Genomic DNA, 20539 nt, shown 5'->3' on the forward strand with positions numbered 1-20539 from the left:
GTTTTATTCCTGAATTACTGCCCTACAAACTAGTCTTTAGGAGATTTTATGCATTCTTCAATGAAATATATTTTAGCTATAGCGACCACGTTCGCCCTGAGTCAGTCTCAGGCAGAATTGGTCCAATCATCGTCGTTAAACAATGACAATGATAACTCACGTTTAGCAGCACGTGTTTTAAACAAAGATGCTCAGAGTTTTAACTCTCACTTTTCAAACTTAAATAGCCTTTCAATTACTGAGAGTTCTGGAGATAAAATTCGTCGCGAAACAATCGCAGCGAAAATCGAGATCCCAGCAGATGAGCCTTCAGTCATTGACAAGTTAAATAATGTAGCGTCAAACACTGTTCGTCAATTCAGCCAAACAGGCGTTGCATCTTGGTACGGACGTCAGTTCCATGGTCGTAAAACTGCCAATGGCGAAACATTCGATATGAATGCTCTAACAGCAGCTCATCGCAGTTTACCGCTGAACTGTTACATTCGCGTAACCAACAAAAATAATGGCAAAAGCGTTGTTGTAAAAGTGAATGACCGTGGTCCATTCCATGGTAACCGTGTACTTGATCTTTCTTATGGCGCAGCGAAACAGCTTGGCATCACCAATGCAGGTACAGCTAAAGTTAGTATTGAACGTGTTGCAGGTCCAAACTCATAATTTCACTGCATGCACATTACATTTGACCCCAAAGCCACTTTAAAGTGGCTTTTTTTATTTTCTCATTTAATTAATATGTTATTTTAAAAAAAAGACAAGAAATCGACGACCTCAGGGGGAAAAAGATCCAATGACAAGATCAATCCAATGTCTTAATACTTCACATTTAAAAGTTTTAGCTCTGATGAGCACGGTTTTCTTGTCTGCTTGTAGCTATTCAATCTCCAAACACATCCATCGCGGTGAAAAAGTAGACCCCAAACAAGACGCGACGTTTATTCTTCATGGCGGTCCCATTTTAACCATGCAAGGTGACACCCCTACTTATGTGGAAGCCATGTTGGTTGAAAATGGTAGGATCAAATTTACTGGGTCTTTTGATGCAGCCAAACGACTAAATCAGCGCGCTCAACGTTTCAATCTCAAAAACCACACCGTAATACCCGGACTGATTGATGCGCACAGCCATGTGAACAGTGTTGGATTACAACAAACTGTGGCAAATTTATATTCTCCTCCAGATGGTAAAGTCACTGACATCCCATCCCTTATCCAAACCATGCAAGAATGGCAAAAGAAGAATCCCGAATTTATTCAACAAGCCTCTGGCTGGATTATTGGCAATGGCTACGATGATGCACAGCTTACAGAACAGCGTCACCCGACTGCCACCGAACTGGATGCAATTTCCACAGAGCAACCTGTCATTATTTTGCATCAGTCAGGACATTTAGCTACAGTCAACCACAAAGCACTTGAGCTCCTTAAAATTGATGCCAAAACGCCAAATCCTGTTGGCGGAGTCATCCGTCGCAAGGCAAACTCAAAAGAGCCGAATGGTGTGCTTGAGGAAAGCATCGTTTTTCACGCCATGATCCAGATTTTCCAACATATGCCGCCTGAGGTGATGGAAAAAATGGCGCTGACAGCTGTGCAAACCTATGTGAAAAATGGCTATACCACCATTCAAGAAGGTCGAGCTGATGCAGGCACTTCAGAGTTATGGCGTAATATCGCGCAAAAAGGCAAATTACCTGTAGATTTGGTGGTCTACCCAGACATCAGTACAGAAAAAGACTACATGCTGCAACACGGCACCTCGCGGGACTATAAACACCACTATCGCATTGGTGGGGTTAAAATCAGTTTAGATGGGTCGCCTCAGGGTAAAACCGCTTGGCTGAGCAAACCTTATTTGGTTCCGCCAGAAGGTCAAAAAAAATCATACCGCGGTTATGCAGCATTCCCGCAACAAAGCACAGTTCAAAATCTGATTGATTTAGCCTTCCAAAATCATTGGCAAATTCTGGCACATGCCAATGGTGATGCCGCAATCGATCAATATCTATCGACCATAGAGAAAGCCACTGCAAAATATCCAGCCCAAGATCGACGCAATGTCATTATTCATGCGCAAACCATGCGCGAAGATCAACTTGATAAAGCCAAAGAACTAAAACTAATCCCATCTTTCTTTTCGCTACATACCTACTACTGGGGAGATTGGCATATTCGTGAAACTTTAGGACTACAACGTGCAAAAAATATTTCACCTACAGGTTCCGCACTGCGTAAAGGTATTTTATTTACCGAGCATCATGATGCACCTGTCATTCCACCAAATAGCATGATGACCTTAGATACCACGGTCAATCGAGTCACACGTAGTGGCGTCGTGTTAGGTGCCGATCAGCGTGTAAGTCCTTATCTTGCTCTCAAGAGCATGACCAGCTGGGCAGCCTATCAATATTTTGAAGAAGACATTAAAGGAACCCTGAGTGCTGGGAAATTGGCTGACTTTGTCATTCTTGATCAAAACCCAATGACAGTACCCAGCGATCAAATCAAAAACATTAAAGTGCTCGCCACCTTCAAAGAAGGCAAAGAAGTCTTTCACGCTACAAACTAAGCAATCTTGAATCACTAATTACAGCAGTTTAAAGGGGACTCTTTTAAACTGCTGTAATCCGTATCTACCTAACCAAACATTTATCATAAAATCGAATCTGCGATTTTGACCTCTCCGCAATTCTGTTTTATATTTTCGGTTAAATAAAGGAAATAAAAACGACAACAAATCACACTTCGCAGGAGCGACTTATGAAAACCGTGACAGAATGGTTCGATGAATATAGTGAAAGCCACCAAAATAAAACCAATAAGCTCATTCACTGGTTTTGCGTGCCCACAATTCTATTTTCAATTATTGGCATATTGGCGCATTTCAGCGCTTTGCTCACCGCACTGATTGTGATCTTAACCCTGCTCTTTTATAGCCGCTTGGATATTGTTTTGGCTGTTGCAATGGCTGCACTCATTGTTGTGATGGCATGGCTGATTTATATATTACCTGTCGGTGTTGGTTTTTATACTGCCCTGTTCATTTTTGCATGGATTGGACAATTTTATGGGCATAAAATTGAAGGAAAGAAACCTTCTTTCTTTAAAGACCTCCAATTCCTTCTGATTGGCCCAATTTGGTGTATGGATGCATATCTAAGTAAACTGGTGCCGAAATTTAAGACCCATGCTAGAGCGCAAATGAACGCCATTTAACTCACATACCCAATTTTTACTGTGGAATAGAGCTTTGAGCAATATTTCCACAGTGAATTGATTCAAAAGACCAGCATCTGTAACGCATAAAAAAACAGCAAACTTAAAACCAAACTCAATAAAACCCGACGCAGAAATAAGGACACCAATACACAAAAAATCGTCGCATAAAAATAACTATTGGTAAGTAAGGATCGCCACTCACCTGCATCATAAAAAATAATCGGAATACAAATGGCGGTGAGCAAACAAGGCGCCGAATACTTCAACATACGCTCAAAAAAAACGGGAAACCGAATGGCAACTTTAGGCTCTAAAAACACATAGCGATTAAAAAATACAATGCCAGCCAGCAAGAAAATAAATGCCCAACTCATGCCTTTTTCTCCCAGCGTTCCATATAGACTGACACCCCCATTCCCAGTATGCCCGAAATTAAGATTGCAGCCTCAATGTGTAAGGCGGTGAGGCAAAGGGAACAGATGATTGTCGTGAACACCCCGACCAAACTGACCCAATTTTTAATAAAAGGCACAATAATCGCCACCAGCACTGCAACAATTGAAAAATCCAAATGTAGACTGGATAAATTTGGGATGGTCGATGCCAAATAAATCCCTAACACGCTAAACAGCACCCATGCCAAATAAAAACTTAGTCCTGCACCCAGCAGATAATATGGTCGACGCTGTGATTTTCGCATGGCAACTGCAAACAACTCATCGGTTAATAAAAAACCCAAAGGAATACGGTAATAACTCGCCAAAATAGAAATATCCTTACGAAGCGTAAGTGCATAAATAAAATGCTGACTGGTCAAGAAAAAAACCGTAATTGCAATGGTAATTGCCGTAGCATCGGCTGACCACATTCCCAAACTGACCAGCTGCGCTGCGCCAGCAAATACCACTGCTGACATCGCGACTGCTTGAGGGATTGTTAGCCCCGCATCAATTGCCACTGAGCCCGCCAAGATGCCCCATGGTAGAACTGCAATCGACAACGGTAAAATATCTAAAGCACCTTGCATAAAATCTTGGGATTTTTGATTCGTTGTAGCACTTAATTGCTGTTGAGAGAGATCCATAAACTTATACATCATCAAGAACACTCAAATAAAATAAGGGTTCTCTCGCCTAATTTTCTTGTATAAAATTGCTTATTTCTTTCGTTTTTATATGTAAAAAAAATAATAAAATTATAGATATAAGTAGTTTTAATCTTATATTTCAAATACACCAACTTTTAATTTAACGCAGACTCATTACATACTGCAAAGGTGTCACCCCCATGGCTTTTTTAAAATGGCGATTAAAATGACTCTGATCTGAAAAGCCACATAAGTCAGCCACCAAGGAAATGCTTTCACCCCGCTTTAAAAGCTGTTTGGCGCGATGTAAACGAAACTGAATCAACCATGCATGTGGTGGCAACCCTGTATATTTTTTAAATTGGCGTAAAAAATGCCAAGGACTTAAACCTGCGGTTTCTGCAAGCTCATTTAATGAGAAATCTTTTTCAGGTGTACTCGCCAATAGATCTTTGATCATCAAGATACGATTTTGCGCTTCAGGCAAAGGCAACTCACCTGCTTTAATTCGGCTATGATGCGACATCAAATATGCTAAAGTTGAGAGATATAAGGTTTGTTTAAATAGTTGATTATCTTTATTTTCTAACAAATCAAACAATAAACTCAGTTGTTGAGCCAAACCTTCATCATGAATGACGGCATTGGGAAACCACGGTATCGTTCCAGAGGACTGAAAAAAGTCCTGACTAACATCCTTCAACATTTCAGGGGTTGGATAAATCGCACGATAACGCCACCCTGTCGCTACCGCAGATGAACCTGTATGCACCTCATCTGCATTGACCAAAATAATGTCACCCTTAGGGGCAACATGCAGTGCACCCGTCCGATAAAAAGACTGCGCACCTTCTTCAATCACCCCAATGCAATAACCTTCATGAACATGTTTGGAGAATTGCTTTTGTACATATGATGCATTCAACAACTCTAAGCCGCCCAATTCTTGTACATGCTTAAATTTCACAAACTCATGCTGCATTTCATTCATACAATTGTTCATGCCTACCCACTAACAGCTGACCAATTGCAACATAGCATGACTATTTTGACTGTATAGAACAAAATTGCTGTTTGTATATTTAATTATTGGTAGGTTTTTCCCTGATGTTTTAACCAACCATCTATATGACGTTGCTGTGGATCATGATGCGTCCAGTGAATTACCCCACCTTTAGGGTTGTATTCATACTCTCCATAAAACTCAACCACATCACCCTGTTTTAAATTTTCAATTCTCGGTGCTAAATCAATATTATGTGCCACCAATACGGTCAAGCCATTACTTAAGGATAGAATAAATTTTTGATGTCGTGAACCGTCATTGTCATCTGCTAAAAGCGCTTTGACTCGACCACTAGCACGTACCTGTACATCGCTTTGTTGCTGCTGGAATGCCTGCTGGATTTTTTCACTATCATCTATTCTTGATTGTGTTTCAGACTGAACCACAGCTGACTGCGTATTATCTTGCTGCGAATTTTGATTTTGTTCCCAATCAAATCCTAAGTACGCGCCAATCAGGACCAGAATGACGATACCCACTCTTAAATTTGTTTTATTCATGACTTGTTATCCTTTTTATTCGATATAAAAAAAGCCCCAAATGGGGCTTTTTTTGCAAAATTAAATTATTTTGCAGCAGCTTGAGCAGCAGCAACTTCTTCAGCAAAAGAAAGTTCCGCTTTTTTCTCAATACCTTCACCCACTTCGAAACGAACGAATTGAGCTACAGTTGTACCAGTTGCTTTTAATACGTCAGCAACTTTCTTGTCGTTGTCAATTACGTACATTTGACGCTCAAGAACAACTTCGTTCAAGTATTTCTCAACTGAACCAGTAACCATTTTCTCAACGATGTTCGCTGGCTTACCAGATTCGATCGCTTTCGCTTCAGCAATTTCTTTCTCTTTCGCGATAAGATCAGCAGAAACGCCTTCAGCAGTTACAGCAACTGGGTTGAACGCAGCAACGTGCATTGCAATACCTTTACCAGTGTCAGCTTGACCAGTATAAGCAACTACAACACCAATTTTTAAACCGTGTTTGTAAACTGCAAGGTTTTCACCTTCAACAATTTTCGCACGACGTACTTGGATGTTTTCACCGATTTTTTGAACAAGAGCGATACGCGCTTCTTCAACAGTAGCACCATCTTCAAGTTTAAGTTCAGCGATTTTAGCAGCATCAGTTTCGCCAGCAGCAAGTGCAGCAGCAGCAACTTTAGCAGAGAAACCAGCAAAGTTTTCGTCTTTAGCAACGAAGTCAGTTTGGCAGTTTACTTCTAAAAGAAGCGCTTTGTTACCGTCTTGAGCGATAGTGATCGCACCGTCAGCAGCGATGTTACCTGCTTTTTTAGCAGCTTTAGCTTGACCAGATTTACGAAGGTTATCAATCGCTAATTCGATGTCACCATTCGCTTCTGTTAATGCTTTTTTACATTCCATCATTGCTAAACCAGTACGGTCACGCAATTCTTTAACCATGCTTGCAGTAATAGCAGTCATGTGTATCTCCTAAAAATCGGTAGAAAATGAATTCTTTTTAGAACAGAAACGGCCCAGAGGGATGCTCATGGGCCGTCTGCATACATGACGCTTACTTTGCCACCATTACATGTCGCAAAAATGACAAGCTTGCGTCAAAACGCATTAAGCCTCAGGAGCTTCTTTAGCAGCTTCGTCGCCTTTTGCTTGTGCATTTGCTTGAGTTTGAGCGTACTCTTTACCAGCAAGGATCGCATCAGCCATAGCAGAAGCGTAAAGTGTTACTGCACGGATCGCATCGTCATTACCCGGGATAACGAAATCAACGTTGTCTGGGTTAGAGTTTGTATCAACGATACCGATTACAGGAATACCAAGGTTTTTAGCTTCTTTAATCGCGATTGATTCGTGGTCAACGTCGATTACGAATAATGCGTCAGGTAAACCACCCATGTTTTTCACGCCGCCTAAAGCACGTTCAAGTTTTTCCATTTCACGAGTACGTTCTAAAGCTTCGCGTTTAGTAAGCTTAGCAAAAGTACCGTCTTGAGATTGAGTTTGAAGATCTTTTAAACGGTTGATAGATTGGCGAAGTGTTTTCCAGTTCGTCAACATACCACCTAACCAACGGTGATCTACATATGGTTGACCAGCGCGTTGAGCTTGTTCACGGATGATGTTAGAAGCAGCACGTTTAGTACCAACGAACAATACTTTGTTCTTTTTGCTTGCAAGATTGTTAACAAAGTTCAATGCATCATTTAACGCAGGAACAGTGTGCTCAAGGTTGATGATGTGAATTTTGTTACGCGCGCCAAAGATGTATTGACGCATCTTTGGGTTCCAGAAACGAGTTTGGTGACCGAAGTGAGCGCCTGCTTGAAGAAGGTCGCGCATGCTTACGTTGTAATCTGCCATTTTCTTTACCTTAAAGTTTGGGTTAGGCCTCCATATATCCGCATTCTCCACCTATTGCTAGGCACCCAGAGTAATGTGTCGATATATGTGCGGATTTTATTGCCCCATCGCACAAAGCCCGCGAAATTTATTCACGAAAAAGCATTTGATAAAATGGGCGGCTATTTATACCATAGTCACATACAAATTTCCAAAAGTTTTTAGAGATCATGAACACAACTTATCAAGCTCCACGTCGACTCATTAAAACCCCAGATGAAATTGAAAAAATGCGTGTGGCGGGACGACTGGCGGCAGAAGTGTTGGATATGATCAAACCGCATATCAAGCCAGGGGTGACTACCCTCGAATTAGACACGATTTGTCACGATTATATTGTCAATGTGCAAAATGCCGTTCCAGCTTGTTTAGGCTATGGTGCTGCACCGGGTCGTCCTGCGTTCCAGCACACCATTTGTACGTCAGTGAACCATGTGGTGTGTCACGGCATTCCATCTGAAAGCAAAATCTTAAAGAAAGGCGATATCTTAAATATTGATGTCACTGTAATTAAAGATGGTTATCACGGCGATACCAATATGATGTATGTGGTCGGTGAAGAAACGTCTATTCTTGCAGACCGTTTATGTAAAGTAGCACAAGAAGCGATGTATCGTGGTATCGCAAGCGTTAAGCCTGGTTCTACGGTTGGTGATATCGGTCTTGCAATTCAAAAATATGTTGAATCAGAGCGTTTCAGTGTTGTACGTGAATATTGTGGTCACGGTATCGGCACTGTATTCCATGATGAACCGCAAGTATTGCATTATGGTCAAGGCAACAGCGGCATGATTCTTGAAGAAGGCATGACTTTTACCATTGAGCCAATGGTCAATGCGGGTGTATGGCAAACGAAATTGCTGGGTGATAAATGGACGGTGGTGACCAAAGACCATAAACTTTCTGCGCAATATGAACACACCATTTTAGTGACCAAAGACGGCGTTGAAATTTTAACGGCACGTCCTGAAGAAGATTTATCTCGTTTTCAAACTGAATCAGTGTCATTGGCTTAAAAACTCAGTCAGTGGTCAAAAAGGTCACCTTCGGGTGACCTTTTTTATATCAAAAAAAGATCACCAAAAATAAATTTATTATTCATTTTTAAATATTTATAAAATTTTAAGCAAGCACATCCTCTCTTTTTTGAAATAACACGATTGATTGACAGGTAACAGAATCATAAAAAAATTACGGTATTTTTCACAATTTTTTAAAACTATTCCTGCTCGAAAACAACAGTTTTCTTTTGCTTCAATATTGAATAATGCCCCTGAATAAAAATGATGAAAAATGGACATGGAGTCCCCTATGCAAAAAACAGGATTGGCGTTTTCAGTCGCTATTGCCCTTATGCCCACAATAAGCCAAGCAAGATCTCCATATTTTAGCCTGCAAGATGGAGATGGTTTTAAGCGCTTCTCGATTTCAGTCGGTGCACTACATGTTATGCCTCAAGGACAGGCACACCCCTTTCGAGTCAATACAGCTGTTGCAGAAGGTGAAACAGCGAATGTTGGTAGCATTCAAGCACAAACCGTTTTAGACAATATTCGCCCTGACAGCGAAGTAAATCCCCTACTCAAAGCAACACTTGAAGGTCTGGCAGCAATTGATGCGCCTGTACCTTCAAGCCTAAGTGGTGCAGCTGAAATACACGGTTTGAGTCAATGGGATAATGCAGGTACTGGACTTAAAGCCGACGATGTCACCACTTTAGGCATTATGAGCAATTATTTTTTTACAGACCATGTTTCCTTAGAGGCGAAAGCTGGCATTCCCCCCAAGGTCGATTTACAAGGTCAGGGCAAAATCTATGCGCCCTTTTCAGCGATTGCCAATCCCTTGGGTAGTGCTTTGGGCCAACTCGAATTAGAAAACGATATTTTAATTACCGATTTGGCTGCACACGGGGCAGCCGCTTCTGCTCGAGCTTGGACTCCTGCATTTGAATTGCAATATCACTTTGGCAAAACTGGAGTCAATAAATTTCGTCCCTATGTCGGTTTAGGTGTGATGTATGCCTATTTCAATGAACTTGAAATGAACCCACGCATTGAACAAGACTTAATTGCCGCTGGTCATAGGATTGCCAATATTAAAGAAGGTCATGCTGGCGCTTCTTTGGAAGGGAATACCAGTTCAGCCCATCCTCAAGTTGACCTTGAAGCCTCCGATGCCTTTGCACCGATTGCCACAGTTGGATTCACCTATGATTTTAATACCAATTGGTTTGCTGTCGGCTCGGTCAGTTATGCACAGCTCAGCAATGACACCACTATTACGGTGACCGATGCCAAACTCGGTGAACTGATCCGCTCCAAAGCCGATATTGAGATCAATCCAATTCTTGCCTATGCAGGGATTGGTTATCGCTTTTAAATCCTATACCACTGATATTTCATATCTATATAATATTTATCAAAATATTCTAAATGTAGTGAAATATCTATGGGATTTTACTCAGCGCATTCATTCTCTAAGGTGCATTGTTATGATGCACTTTGGCTGAATACGTTAAAGAATGAATTATTTTTGATCAAATTTCATTCATCTATATTTAAAAATATCATCTCACCATTTAGCCTAATATCAATTCATTTTCATGAGCAGACTCAAGCATTTAATCGCAGTATGGGCTAAATAAAGGGTAAACCAGCAATTTTGGCATATTGCTTGCATTTTAATCTACAAGATGAATCAACGCAGATTCACACAGTAAATAGACGGCCAACGATGTCCGTTCTGATCGGATTACAAGCTACTCAAAAAGCTTGTAAACAAAATGACGCTCAGTTCAGGGGATGGTTATGTCTTCAACAATAAACAGCGACGCTAAAAAAGCGACTCAAATTAAACTTTTCAGTTTCTCTACACCTGCGATGCGTGCTTTTCATATGTCATGGTTAGCATTTTTTGTCTGCTTCTTTGCATGGTTCGCCTGTGCACCATTGATGCCTGTGATTAAAGGTGAATTCAATTTAACCAAAGATCAAATTGCCAATATTAATATTGCGGCAGTTGCCATCACGATTTTAATTCGACTAATCGTTGGACCATTGTGTGATAAATATGGACCGCGTAAAACCTATACCGCACTGTTACTCTTAGGCAGCATTCCTGTATTTGGTGTCGCTGCAGCCAATACCTATGAATCCTTTTTATTTTTCCGTTTGTTGATTGGCGCAATTGGTGCAAGTTTTGTCATCACGCAATATCACACCAGCGTAATGTTTGCACCCAATGTGGTCGGTACAGCCAATGCAGCTACCGCGGGTTGGGGCAACGCAGGTGGTGGTGCGACTCAAGCATTAATGCCACTGATTTTGGGGGCAATCTTAATGTTTGGCGTTGAGCAAACCATGGGCTGGCGCATTGCCCTACTGGTGCCAGGCGTCATGATGGTGATTGTCGGGATTTTATACTGGAAGTTTACTCAAGACTGCCCGCAAGGCAACTTTAACGAACTCCGTGCACAAGGTATTGAGGTGGGTTGCGGTAAAAAAGGTGGAACAGCAATTCTGTTACAAGCTGCACGTAACTATCGCGTCTGGATTCTGTTTGTCTCTTATGCTGCTTGTTTTGGGATTGAGATCTTTATCCATAACATAGCCGCCATGTATTACACCGAACACTTCAATATGGGGCTGAAAGAAGCAGGACTTGCTGCGGGGATTTTCGGTTTATTGGCGCTGTTTGCACGTGCCTTAGGCGGCATTGTTTCAGACAGAGTCGCAATTGCGAAAGGCTTAGATGGACGCACCAAGGTTCTGTTTACCCTTGTTTTGCTTGAAGGTTTATTCTTGATCCTGTTCTCTCAAATGAATACTGCGGTATTAGCAATTATCAGCATGACGGTATTCGCCCTGTTTACCCATATGGCATGTGGTGCAACCTATGCACTGGTTCCATTTATTGACCGCGATGCCTTAGGCGGTGTCGCAGGAATTATTGGTGCAGGCGGTAATGTCGGTGCAGTAGCAGCTGGCTTCTTACTCAAAGGCTTGTTAGATGTACAAACCTGCTTGTTTATCCTTGGCGGTTTGGTCACTTTGGCTGCCTTTAGTGTCATCTTGATTCGCTTCACTGTCGAACATAAAGCAAAAGAAAAACAACTGTTTGAACAGGCTGTTCTCGAACGCAACAGCATGGCTTAAATCTTCCAAATTTGGGGAATGGTAGAGCATTCATCTCCTTCCCCATCTTCCTTGCTCAAAATCTTAGACCTTTATACCTCAGGGAATTTCAATGAAATTACGTATGCTCTCTGTGCTTTCGCTCGCCCTCATTTCCTTAAATTCGGCGTCCGCTGCTGATGATTTCTTTTCCCAAACCAAATTTGGCTTGGACACGCGGTTACGTTATGAAATGGTCGATCAAGACAATAACTTAGAAAATGCAGATGCTTTTACGCTTCGTATTCGCCCCTCCATTCAAACAGGCAGTTGGCATGGTTTCAGCGGCTTTGTGCAAGGTGAAGGCACGATTGAATTAAATGATCAGTTCAACAGTACCCGCAACGCAGAAACAACCTATAGCAGTGTGCCAGATCCTGAAAACCTGCAACTGAATCAGCTCTATTTAAAATATGTCAGCAATCCAAAATTGGATTTAACCCTAGGTCGTCAACTCATTAATCTGGATAATCAGCGTTTTGTTGGTTCGGTTGCATGGCGTCAAAATGATCAGACTTTTGATGCTGTGACGCTAAATCTAAAACCACTGACCAGTGTCGGGTTGTATTATGCTTATATCAATCAAGTGAATACGATTTTTGGGAGTGAAAATCCTGAACCTAAATATGTGCGGGCACAGGATGGCGAGCAAGACAGTGATATTCATTTGATTCAAGCCAAATGGAATTACTCGCCTGCCTTAAATATGACCACTTACGGTTATCTTATGGATTTTAATGATATAGCCGCATGGTCCAATCAGACTTATGGACTGCGCTTGACAGGAAAAGTCAAAAATCTGCGTTATGTTGCTGAGTATGCCAAACAATCTGACTATGCCGATCAGCCGATTGCTTATGATGCTGACTATTACACCGTAGAACTAGGATACAGCCTCGCAGCTAGCAATCCTTTGGGTGAAGTCGCGCTGGGCTACGAAGTTCTTGGCAGTGATCATGGTCAAATTGGTTTTCAGACGCCATTGGCAACTAAACACAAATTTAATGGCTGGACGGATGTTTTTCTTAATACTCCTGCCAATGGTTTAACCGATCTCTATCTCAGTTCAAACCTAAATATTCTGCGCCAAGGGAAATTGGCTACGGAATACCATCATTATCGTAGTGATGAACACAGTCTGGATTATGGACAAGAGTATGCCGTGTCATTTACCCATCCACTCCCTCTGAAGGGCTTATCTGCACTGGCTAAATTTTCTAGCTATCAAGCTAAAGATTATGGGGTAAATACCGATAAATTCTGGCTACAACTGGATTACAAATACTAATTGAATGCTCCGTCCGTTCCACGCTGATTACGGACGGAGCCTGCTTTATTACACTTTTCAAATATTCCATTCAAATATCGAATTTTATCGATCTATTGCGTACAATATCGAGCAATCCTCATTATTGTTATGCAAAAGCTGCTATGTCTGATAGTCAATTTTCCAAACCATTGATTTATATGCTGATTGGTAGTGCAATTATTCTGGCACTGTCATTGGGTGTACGACATGCCTTTGGACTGTATTTGGTGCCAATGAGCCACGAGTTTGGCTGGGGGCATAATGTCTTCAGTTTAGCCATTGCCTTACAAAACCTGATTTGGGGTGCGGTACAGCCCGTCACGGGTGCTTTTGCTGACAAATATGGCAGTAAAATCGTGGTGACGGTGGGTGGTGTACTCTATGCCATCGGCTTGCTGTTGATGTCAGTCAGTTCAACAGGCTTAATGCTGAATGTCAGTGTAGGTCTGATTTTAGGTTTGGCTTTATCTGCAACCTCTTTTCCTGTCTTGCTTTCAGCAGTTGGACGTGCTGCACCGCCCGAAAAGCGCAGTCTTGCGATGGGGATTGCCAGTGCGGCTGGCTCCTTTGGGCAATTTATTATGTTGCCATCAACCTTGTTACTCTTACAAAGTATTGGCTGGTCAGCGGCATTGGTCGTGAGTGCCATTTTAATTGCGCTGATTGTGCCACTGGCGTGGATGCTTAAAGCACCGATGTATGTTGCGCCAAATGCTGCAACGACTGCGGCTCCTGCACTGACCTTTAAACAGATTCTCAACATTGCCAAAGCGCATAAACCGTTTTGGTTCTTGGCGTTAGGCTTTTTGGTCTGCGGCTTTCAGGTGGTTTTCATTGGCATTCACTTACCAGGTTATTTAATAGATCACGGCTTTGATGCCACCACTGGCACAATCTTCCTTGCCTTGGTTGGATTATTTAATATCTTCGGGACTTACGGCGCAGGTTGGTTAGGAGGAAAATTTTCTAAACCGAAACTACTCATGGGTTTATATGCGCTGCGTGGCGTTGCCATGATTGCCTTCTTAGCTTTACCACTCACCACTTGGACAGTGTATAGCTTCGGCATCATTATGGGGCTATTATGGTTATCGACTGTACCGCTTACTAATGGCATTGTCGCCAATATGTTTGGTATTCGCTATTTGTCCATGCTCAGTGGTATTGTATTCTTTACCCATCAAGTCGGTTCATTCTTTGGTGGATGGCTTGGCGGTGTCAATCATGACATGACAGGCAATTATCAGGCAGTTTGGATGGTTTCAATTGCGCTCAGTGTATTGGGAGTGTTGGTACATTTCTTTGTGGATGAAAAGGCGGTGGTACATGAATAATCCATCTCTGTTTTGGCTTAAGACCTCGATTAGCTTAGTCGTACTGGGACTGATCATCGCTGCAATTGCGCTATGGCTCCAAACCCCGCAGCTGTTTGAATACTTTAATCAAGCTTTTTGCCCACATTAATTACTTACAAAACCTCGCTCTATTTTTCATAAACTCAGCATTTATTGTTATTTCAAAAAATGCTGAGTTTTTCTTAGTTTAGAACTACAAGAAATTTAGAGATATAACAATGACCAGCCTGACGCAACTTTCTCAAGCCATACATGATGCACCGCAATGGCATATCCCTGATGCATTTCAAGCGAGTGATGAGATTCAAATTTCCCCGCTTCAAGACAAAGCTCTTGGAGCTATTGTCACCGGTTTAAATGCACGCAAAGCCCAATCAGGTAAAACTATTTATCGGCTCAAGCAGGCTTTGGCAGAACACCTGATTCTAATCTTTAAAAAACAAAGTCTAGATGATCTGCAATTTCTGGCATTTGCCAGTTATTTTGGTGCAATTTTCCGTCCGAGTGCGGACAATCCTGTCTTAGCGAGTCAAAGCGGTACAGGCACACCTCCCGATGTCGTACCTGTTTCAAATGCGGTGGGTCAAGGTGATTACACCGGTCATGGTGAACTAAGCCCACATGCCGATCATCAATGGACGCCTTTACCCTCTTTTGGCTCATTACTATATGCCATTGAATTACCTCAATCTGGTGGCGAAACCAGCTGGTATAACACCATTAAAGCCTACGATGCCTTAGATCCTGAACTTAAAACCCATATCGATCAGCTACAGCTCATTACCTATAACCCTTTTGTCCGAGCCAACAGCAACAAAGGCTCTAATAACTATGCCAATAATAGCCCTTATTACCGCTTTAAAGATCAACCGATTCTTGGACATGCCTATCCACATCCTCTCGTCCGCACTCATCCTGAAACTGGGCGGAAAGCCTTGTGGTTAAATACCCGCTCGGAAGTTGAATTGCTTAATTATGATGATGTGGCAGGCAGTGAACTGATCGCACAACTACGCAAGCATATTCTTAAACCTGAATTTCGTTATGATCATCAGTGGGAAACCGGTGATATTGTGTTTTGGGATAACCAAGTCACCCTGCACTCTCGAACGCCTTTCCCCGCAAATCAACGTCGCCTATTAAAACGAATTAGTCTGGCAGGTGCTCGTCCCTTTTAACGTCCTTATGATTAATCTTGAAATAAAAAAAGCCCATTATTGAAATGGGCCTTTTCCAGAGACCTAAATGCTTAGAACAAACGGTTCATACCATTTAAGGTCGCTACGCGGTAAGCTTCCGCCATGGTTGGATAGTTAAATGTCGTTTCCACAAAATACTTAATCGTATTGTGAGGACTATTCATCACCGCCTGACCAATGTGAATAATTTCCGCAGCATTATTACCAAAGCAATGTACACCTAAAATTTCCAAGGTATCACGGTGGAACAGAATCTTTAATTCACCCACAGTATCCCCAGTAATTTGCGCACGCGCCAAATGACGGAAAGATGCCTGACCAACTTCGTACGGAATTTTTTCTTCAGTTAACTGCTGTTCGTTCTTACCAATTGATGAAATTTCTGGAATGGTATAAATCCCTGTTGGAATATCCACGACAGGTTGAACACCCTCTTCACCACTCATGTTTGCACCCGCGCAACGACCTTGGTCATAGGCAGCAGACGCCAGTGAAGGCCAGCCAATCACATCTCCCGCAGCGTAAATGTTTTCAACTTCAGTTTGGTACTGATCATTCACCATGATTTGACCGCGGCTATTTGGGGTAATCCCGACATTTTCCAGTCCAAGACCATCAGTATTTCCTGAACGACCGTTACACCACAAAATTGCATCAGCTTTAATTTTCTTACCGCTGAGCAAATGCATCACCACGTGATCATCAAACGTTTCGAGATGATCAATTTGTTCATTATGACGAATCAATACACCCTGCTCACGTAAGTGGTACGACAAGGCATCTGAAATTTCATCATCTAAATAGCTCAGCAATTTCATTTGGGTATTGATCAGATCAACTTTATGATCCAGACCAATGAAGATCGATGCATATTCACAGCCAATCACACCTGCGCCATAAATAATGATTTTCTGAATTGAGAAATCCAAATCCAGAATTTTGTCTGAATCAAAGACACGTGGGTGATTGAAATCCAACATTGCAGGGCGATAAGGACGGCTACCTGTCGCAATGACCAACTGCTTAAACATGATGGTTTCTTTAATCCCTTCAGGGGTAAAAACCAAAATGGTATTCTGATCTTGGATATAAGCACGACCGTGGAAAATATCAATTTTGTTACGGTCATAAAAACGTGAGTGCGTCTCTACCTGTTGTTGAATCACTTTGTGTGCATTACGCAACACTTGCTTCATGGTAAATTGTTTCCAATCCCCCACTTTTTGGAACATTGGATCACGTTGGTAACGAATAATGCTCGATACTGTTTGACGTAAAGCCTTACTTGGAATTGTCCCAACGTGGGCACAGTTTCCACCCAATTGCTCACGCATATCAATAATTGCAACACGCTTGCCTGATTTGGCAAGTTTCATTGCCGCGCCTTCACCAGCAGGGCCCGAACCGAGAACAACCGCATCGTATTTTACGAAAGTTCCACTAACGACCTCTTTCTTACGTGGCATTCAACGCTCCTTTTCTATAAATCTGTGTCTATTTTCGCTCTATTATGACTGAAAATAGGTGACTTTGCTGTATTTCATAGTCATATATTGAGTGATAACGACATTTAGAAAATGAATAGTGTTTTCGCCCTATCAATGTGCAATTCCGTTATAATGTTTGCATATCTCTCCGTGTAAACAGTGGAATAGTTGAATATGTCTGAAAGCCGTAAACCTGAACAGGGTGTTAAACTTCGTGGTGCAGAAAAAGTCTCACGTATTCCTGTCAAAGTTGTTCCTACGGTTGAAGTGCCTCGCAAGCCAGACTGGATTCGTGTCAAGATGACAGCGCCTGAGGAAGTTCAACGCATTAAAACAACACTACGTGCGCAAAAATTACATACCGTTTGTGAAGAAGCAGCTTGCCCGAACTTACCTGAATGTTTCGGTGGTGGTACAGCAACCTTCATGATTATGGGCGACATTTGTACTCGTCGTTGCCCATTCTGTGATGTTGCACATGGTCGTCCAAATGCGTTAGACCCTGATGAACCTCGCCATATGGCAGAAACCATTTCTAATTTAGGTCTGAAATATGCCGTAATTACTTCAGTAGACCGCGATGATCTATTGGATGGTGGTGCTCAGCATTTTGTCGATTGTATTAAAGAAGCACGCAGCTTAAGCCCGAAAACTTTGTTGGAAATTCTGGTTCCAGACTTCCGAGGTCGTATGGATATTGCCTTACGCATTATGACGGAATGTCCACCAGACGTGTTTAACCATAATATTGAAACTGTGCCACGCTTATATAAAGCCATGCGTCCAGGTTCAGATTACCAGCACTCGTTAACTCTACTTAAAATGTTTAAAGAATACTGCCCTGACGTTCCAACCAAATGTGGTTTGATGGTCGGTATTGGTGAAACTGAAGAAGAAGTACTTGCGCTACTAGATGATTTACGTGCCCATGATGTGGACTACGTGACTATTGGGCAATATTTACAGCCTTCTAAAGAACATGCACCAATTGACCGTTTTGTCAGCCCAGAAGAGTTTGAGCGCTATGCAGAACATGGCCGTAAACTTGGATTTAGAAATATCTGGTCTGCGCCTATGGTCCGTTCAAGCTACTTTGCAGATCGTCAATACTATGGCGAACCCGTACCAGAAGTGCGTCGTAAAGTCGATCCTGCTAAAAAAATTGCAGTGCAAACCATTGAAGCTTAATTAAAGCTTTAATAAAAAAACCCTTTAAGTCTACGATTTAAAGGGTTTTTTATTGCCTCTTAAAAATAAATGAATACTGGTTGCTAGATCCAATAGACATTAAAACTATAAAAGAACTCATTCACTTCAAAACGTACTTGATACCCCAGTTGAGTCAGTTCAGCCGAAAGCTCCCGAATTTCCACCAAGGGTAAATGCTTCGGTAAAACAGCAAACACCGCCGTATTTCCCTGCTGAGCACTTTCTTCTATTAATTTGGCAAGCCGTTCTTTATATAAATTGATATCAAGCTTGGCTGTGGCTGTCAGAATTTTTGCCTGTTCTGCTGTTATAAAACTCATCATTGTTCTCATTGTATTGATGTGTATTTTTTAATCATAACAAACCCAATAGTGCTTATCGAGAAATTTTCTATACCTTTAATTTTTTAAAATGCATCCATACAAGACCGCTTCAAGCACACTCATCAGCGCCTTTGCATAAATGCTTTTTGCTCTTTTATTCAAATAAACATTTGCTCTATAAACATGCAAATTTTACCTACATGTACAAATGCTCGTTATAAATGCATCATTACAAATCAAATTAAATGTTTAATTTTCACATTATTTTAAAGAAACATTGATTTTACTTATCCAGTTTTATTGGCACATGATTTGCTACATATCAAATACATACATTTAAGAATAATTTATCAAAGGGTAAATATATGTTGAAATTTAAACTTATTTCATTAGCTGTTATAACCTCATTAAGCTCAGCATTCACCTATGCCGATGATTTTGTAATTCTTAAACAATTATCAGAGAAACCAACATTACTGAAAGATGGTACTTACAAAGGAAACTACTATGTACCTTCTACGCTAAATACAATTACATGGGGCTATTTACCTAATCGTGATGCTAAACCAGTCTTAACGGTGAATTCTGGGAGTACGGTAACGTTTGATACAGTATCACATGAAGGTTTATTAGAAGATCAAGGGCGTGATGCTGAAAAATATTTCCAATCCAAAGGCGTAAAATCCGAATACATTTTAGATGAAGCAAAAACAATTACCCAATCTAAACTTCATCATGACTTTCACAAAGATGGTCCTCATATCGTAACTGGACCCGTCGCCATTACAGGTGCTGAACCAGGGGACATTCTGAAAGTTGAAGTGATTAAAGTGGAACCCCGTGTACCTTATGGTGTCATATCGAATCGACATGGTAAGGGAGCTCTTGTGGGCGAGTATCCAAAGAAAACCAAATATGACGATGCCACAGCAGCGAATCCAGAACGCTTTGGTAATGTGTCAATTTTCACACCTATTGAAAAAAATACCCAAGGTGAATACGAAGGTGTCTTAAAAACAGCATCAGGAAAAGCTATTCGTTTCCCCCTTTATCCATTTATGGGCATTATGGGCGTTGCAGCCAATACCTCTGAACCTGTTCATTCAGTACCACCTGCGATGTATGGTGGCAATATAGATATTAACGAACTTGGTGCCGGTGCAACTGCCTATTACCCAGTACAAGTCAAAGGCGCATTATTCTATACTGGCGATAGTCATTTTTCGCAGGGTGATGGTGAAGTCGCCCTTACTGCTTTAGAAGCATCTGCACGAGCAACGCTTAAATTTACTTTATTAAAAGCAGGTAAAGATAAAATTCCAGGGCAAGACATTAAACAGCCTTTAGCAGAAAATGCGGAATTTTGGATCACCCCAGGTTTAGATACTGATTTAGATGAAGCAATGAAAAAATCGACGCGTGAAGCAATTCGCTTTTTAAATCAAGAATATGGTATTGATGAAGCAACCGCTTATGCATACTTAAGTGCGGCCACTGATTTTGAGGTATCTCAAGTGGTCGACAGAACTAAAGGAATTCATGCGAAAATACGTAAAGCTGATTTTAAAGAATTCGAATAAGATAAACCCAGCAAGTAACTTAAGTTGAATATGAAGGTGATCTTTGATCACCTTCTTTTATTTATAGAGATGACCCCTTTTAAAATTCACCATTCCTTACATCTCATAACGCATTATAAACAGCACATAATTGATTAAATGATGATTAAAAAA

20 protein-coding genes are annotated in these 20539 nt (G+C 41.4%); 12 read left to right on the forward strand and 8 right to left on the reverse strand.

Going from position 1 to position 20539, the window contains the following annotated elements; all coding sequences use genetic code 11:
- Nucleotides 1–48 precede the first annotated feature (48 nt).
- From MKI85_RS02840 to MKI85_RS02850, 3 genes are all read left to right on the forward strand, one after another.
- Nucleotides 49–660, forward strand: a complete 612-nt coding sequence (locus tag MKI85_RS02840; protein ID WP_241624780.1) for a septal ring lytic transglycosylase RlpA family protein — start codon at nt 49–51, stop codon at nt 658–660.
- A 130-nt stretch (nt 661–790) separates the two neighbouring features.
- Nucleotides 791–2569 carry an amidohydrolase gene (locus MKI85_RS02845; RefSeq protein ID WP_241624782.1) on the forward strand — a complete coding sequence of 593 codons (1779 nt, stop codon included), beginning with the start codon at nt 791–793 and terminating at the stop codon, nt 2567–2569.
- 191 nt (nt 2570–2760) lie between these two features.
- On the forward strand, nt 2761–3216 hold the full coding sequence (locus MKI85_RS02850) for an Mpo1 family 2-hydroxy fatty acid dioxygenase (protein ID WP_241624784.1): 456 nt from the start codon (nt 2761–2763) through the stop codon (nt 3214–3216).
- Between the two features lie 62 nt (nt 3217–3278).
- Here the strand turns inward: MKI85_RS02850 and MKI85_RS02855 are convergent, their stop codons facing one another.
- The 6 genes from MKI85_RS02855 to rpsB form a co-directional block, all read right to left on the reverse strand.
- Nucleotides 3279–3593 (reverse strand): AzlD domain-containing protein, encoded by a 315-nt coding sequence (locus tag MKI85_RS02855; protein WP_241624786.1) that lies wholly within the window; start codon nt 3591–3593, stop codon nt 3279–3281.
- A complete protein-coding gene (locus MKI85_RS02860; RefSeq protein WP_241624861.1) occupies nt 3590–4303 on the reverse strand; it encodes an AzlC family ABC transporter permease in 714 nt (237 codons plus the stop codon). Before MKI85_RS02860 ends, MKI85_RS02855 begins: the two co-directional genes overlap by 4 nt.
- Nucleotides 4304–4466: 163 nt before the next feature.
- Complete coding sequence (locus tag MKI85_RS02865; RefSeq protein WP_241624863.1) at nt 4467–5288, reverse strand: AraC family transcriptional regulator; 822 nt, start codon at nt 5286–5288, stop codon at nt 4467–4469.
- A gap of 104 nt (nt 5289–5392) precedes the next feature.
- Nucleotides 5393–5872: a DUF3465 domain-containing protein gene (locus MKI85_RS02870; RefSeq protein ID WP_241624788.1), complete on the reverse strand. Its 480-nt coding sequence runs from the start codon at nt 5870–5872 to the stop codon at nt 5393–5395.
- A 65-nt stretch (nt 5873–5937) separates the two neighbouring features.
- A complete protein-coding gene (gene tsf / locus MKI85_RS02875) occupies nt 5938–6813 on the reverse strand; it encodes a translation elongation factor Ts (protein WP_241624791.1) in 876 nt (291 codons plus the stop codon).
- A 144-nt stretch (nt 6814–6957) separates the two neighbouring features.
- Entirely contained in the window at nt 6958–7710 is a 753-nt protein-coding gene (gene rpsB, locus MKI85_RS02880; RefSeq protein WP_016167395.1) for a 30S ribosomal protein S2, read from the reverse strand.
- A gap of 209 nt (nt 7711–7919) precedes the next feature.
- Between rpsB and map the strand changes: the two genes are divergently transcribed.
- The 7 genes from map to MKI85_RS02915 all read left to right on the forward strand — a co-directional run bounded on the left by map (nt 7920) and on the right by MKI85_RS02915 (nt 15766).
- The gene (gene map / locus MKI85_RS02885) at nt 7920–8765 is read left to right on the forward strand and encodes a type I methionyl aminopeptidase (protein ID WP_241624792.1); all 846 of its coding nucleotides are present in this window, start codon (nt 7920–7922) and stop codon (nt 8763–8765) included.
- Between the two features lie 295 nt (nt 8766–9060).
- Entirely contained in the window at nt 9061–10131 is a 1071-nt protein-coding gene (locus tag MKI85_RS02890) for an OmpW/AlkL family protein (RefSeq protein ID WP_241624794.1), read from the forward strand.
- Between the two features lie 428 nt (nt 10132–10559).
- Nucleotides 10560–11906 (forward strand): MFS transporter, encoded by a 1347-nt coding sequence (locus tag MKI85_RS02895; RefSeq protein ID WP_241624796.1) that lies wholly within the window; start codon nt 10560–10562, stop codon nt 11904–11906.
- 91 nt (nt 11907–11997) lie between these two features.
- Nucleotides 11998–13212, forward strand: coding sequence for an alginate export family protein (locus MKI85_RS02900; RefSeq protein ID WP_241624798.1), 1215 nt, complete (start codon nt 11998–12000; stop codon nt 13210–13212).
- 143 nt (nt 13213–13355) lie between these two features.
- Nucleotides 13356–14567 (forward strand): MFS transporter, encoded by a 1212-nt coding sequence (locus tag MKI85_RS02905; protein WP_241624800.1) that lies wholly within the window; start codon nt 13356–13358, stop codon nt 14565–14567.
- The gene (locus MKI85_RS02910) at nt 14560–14697 is read left to right on the forward strand and encodes a hypothetical protein (RefSeq protein WP_241624804.1); all 138 of its coding nucleotides are present in this window, start codon (nt 14560–14562) and stop codon (nt 14695–14697) included. The genes MKI85_RS02905 and MKI85_RS02910 overlap by 8 nt, the downstream gene beginning before the upstream one ends.
- Nucleotides 14698–14806: 109 nt before the next feature.
- Nucleotides 14807–15766, forward strand: a complete 960-nt coding sequence (locus MKI85_RS02915) for a TauD/TfdA dioxygenase family protein (RefSeq protein WP_241624806.1) — start codon at nt 14807–14809, stop codon at nt 15764–15766.
- Between the two features lie 71 nt (nt 15767–15837).
- Here the strand turns inward: MKI85_RS02915 and sthA are convergent, their stop codons facing one another.
- Nucleotides 15838–17253, reverse strand: a complete 1416-nt coding sequence (gene sthA, locus MKI85_RS02920) for a Si-specific NAD(P)(+) transhydrogenase (protein WP_241624808.1) — start codon at nt 17251–17253, stop codon at nt 15838–15840.
- Between the two features lie 195 nt (nt 17254–17448).
- Here sthA and lipA point away from each other — a divergent pair, with 195 nt between their 5' ends.
- Nucleotides 17449–18462 (forward strand): lipoyl synthase, encoded by a 1014-nt coding sequence (lipA, locus tag MKI85_RS02925; RefSeq protein ID WP_241624810.1) that lies wholly within the window; start codon nt 17449–17451, stop codon nt 18460–18462.
- 83 nt (nt 18463–18545) lie between these two features.
- Here lipA and MKI85_RS02930 read toward each other — a convergent pair whose 3' ends face one another.
- On the reverse strand, nt 18546–18803 hold the full coding sequence (locus tag MKI85_RS02930; RefSeq protein ID WP_241624812.1) for a hypothetical protein: 258 nt from the start codon (nt 18801–18803) through the stop codon (nt 18546–18548).
- A gap of 368 nt (nt 18804–19171) precedes the next feature.
- Between MKI85_RS02930 and MKI85_RS02935 the strand changes: the two genes are divergently transcribed.
- Nucleotides 19172–20386 (forward strand): acetamidase/formamidase family protein, encoded by a 1215-nt coding sequence (locus MKI85_RS02935; RefSeq protein WP_241624813.1) that lies wholly within the window; start codon nt 19172–19174, stop codon nt 20384–20386.
- Nucleotides 20387–20539: the final 153 nt, after the last annotated feature.

Origin of the sequence: Acinetobacter zhairuonensis, from assembly GCF_022601715.1 — a bacterium.
GTDB lineage: Bacteria > Pseudomonadota > Gammaproteobacteria > Pseudomonadales > Moraxellaceae > Acinetobacter.

Coding starts and splice junctions, on each gene's coding strand:
- MKI85_RS02895 (WP_241624796.1), top strand. CDS start 10,560: ATGTCTTCAACAATAAACAGCGACGCTAAAAAAGCGACTCAAATTAAA.
- map (WP_241624792.1), top strand. CDS start 7,920: ATGAACACAACTTATCAAGCTCCACGTCGACTCATTAAAACCCCAGAT.
- MKI85_RS02905 (WP_241624800.1), top strand. CDS start 13,356: ATGTCTGATAGTCAATTTTCCAAACCATTGATTTATATGCTGATTGGT.
- MKI85_RS02840 (WP_241624780.1), top strand. CDS start 49: ATGCATTCTTCAATGAAATATATTTTAGCTATAGCGACCACGTTCGCC.
- MKI85_RS02890 (WP_241624794.1), top strand. CDS start 9,061: ATGCAAAAAACAGGATTGGCGTTTTCAGTCGCTATTGCCCTTATGCCC.
- sthA (WP_241624808.1), bottom strand. CDS start 17,253: ATGCCACGTAAGAAAGAGGTCGTTAGTGGAACTTTCGTAAAATACGAT.
- MKI85_RS02860 (WP_241624861.1), bottom strand. CDS start 4,303: ATGGATCTCTCTCAACAGCAATTAAGTGCTACAACGAATCAAAAATCC.
- MKI85_RS02870 (WP_241624788.1), bottom strand. CDS start 5,872: ATGAATAAAACAAATTTAAGAGTGGGTATCGTCATTCTGGTCCTGATT.
- MKI85_RS02850 (WP_241624784.1), top strand. CDS start 2,761: ATGAAAACCGTGACAGAATGGTTCGATGAATATAGTGAAAGCCACCAA.
- MKI85_RS02910 (WP_241624804.1), top strand. CDS start 14,560: ATGAATAATCCATCTCTGTTTTGGCTTAAGACCTCGATTAGCTTAGTC.
- rpsB (WP_016167395.1), bottom strand. CDS start 7,710: ATGGCAGATTACAACGTAAGCATGCGCGACCTTCTTCAAGCAGGCGCT.
- MKI85_RS02865 (WP_241624863.1), bottom strand. CDS start 5,288: ATGCAGCATGAGTTTGTGAAATTTAAGCATGTACAAGAATTGGGCGGC.
- MKI85_RS02855 (WP_241624786.1), bottom strand. CDS start 3,593: ATGAGTTGGGCATTTATTTTCTTGCTGGCTGGCATTGTATTTTTTAAT.
- lipA (WP_241624810.1), top strand. CDS start 17,449: ATGTCTGAAAGCCGTAAACCTGAACAGGGTGTTAAACTTCGTGGTGCA.
- MKI85_RS02900 (WP_241624798.1), top strand. CDS start 11,998: ATGAAATTACGTATGCTCTCTGTGCTTTCGCTCGCCCTCATTTCCTTA.
- MKI85_RS02845 (WP_241624782.1), top strand. CDS start 791: ATGACAAGATCAATCCAATGTCTTAATACTTCACATTTAAAAGTTTTA.
- MKI85_RS02930 (WP_241624812.1), bottom strand. CDS start 18,803: ATGAGTTTTATAACAGCAGAACAGGCAAAAATTCTGACAGCCACAGCC.
- MKI85_RS02915 (WP_241624806.1), top strand. CDS start 14,807: ATGACCAGCCTGACGCAACTTTCTCAAGCCATACATGATGCACCGCAA.
- MKI85_RS02935 (WP_241624813.1), top strand. CDS start 19,172: ATGTTGAAATTTAAACTTATTTCATTAGCTGTTATAACCTCATTAAGC.
- tsf (WP_241624791.1), bottom strand. CDS start 6,813: ATGACTGCTATTACTGCAAGCATGGTTAAAGAATTGCGTGACCGTACT.